Source organism: Psychrobacter sp. 1Y4 (genome assembly GCF_051847555.1).
Genome location: NZ_JBPYDE010000814.1, coordinates 1 through 607, shown reverse-complemented (window position 1 = coordinate 607; position 607 = coordinate 1). Strand labels below are relative to the sequence as shown.

Sequence of the window (607 nt, the reverse complement as noted above, 5' to 3'; positions counted from 1 at the left end):
CAGGCTTGATATCAAAATTAATAGACAGGCGCGTACCTGACTTGGTAGATGCACTACTGCTACTAACCTGAAAGGCTTCATCTACTGGCAAAAATTTCGATTGCGCTGTATTTTGACTGCTGCCGAATAGATCACCTAATCCTGCCGCTTGCGCCGTCGTTGACGTAGCCAACAACCCTGTCAATAGCGAGCCGCTAGCAATCGCACATGCTAAGACATACGATTTTTTTACATGTGTATTTGCAGTCAATGATGGCGATTGTTGTGATGTCTTCATGAGCATGAATAGCTACCTGTTATTACCAATATCTGAATCAAACTTCTAAATACTTATCTACGTGTCGCAGCAATATTTACTTTAGTTTTGATCTTTTCGGGTGGGTAGCATAGCCCAGCTTTTGCACAGCCTTGCCAACCAATGATAATCGGGGCATTTTTTGCGCCTTTACCATTATTGGTCGTCAGCATCGTGGTGGCAACAACGCTCCTTTGCGTAAATACTGGAACTTTACCAAAGGTTGGATCATCAATGGACACTGGTGCCTGATTAAAGGTAAACGGCGTTGCGCTTATGCCTTTAGGAAAGCTTAACGCGAGCTGATCTTTA

At 43.7% G+C, this 607-nt stretch carries 1 protein-coding gene and 1 pseudogene; both read right to left on the bottom strand.

Annotation, left to right across the window (positions count from 1 at the left end):
• Window positions 1-283 (bottom strand): annotated as a pseudogene (locus tag ACS8FC_RS19030) (cytochrome C biogenesis protein); the annotation flags it as partial.
• Between the two features lie 47 nt (window positions 284-330).
• Window positions 331-607: protein-disulfide reductase DsbD domain-containing protein (locus tag ACS8FC_RS19025; RefSeq protein WP_439297939.1), on the bottom strand; the 277-nt coding region annotated here is incomplete at its 5' end.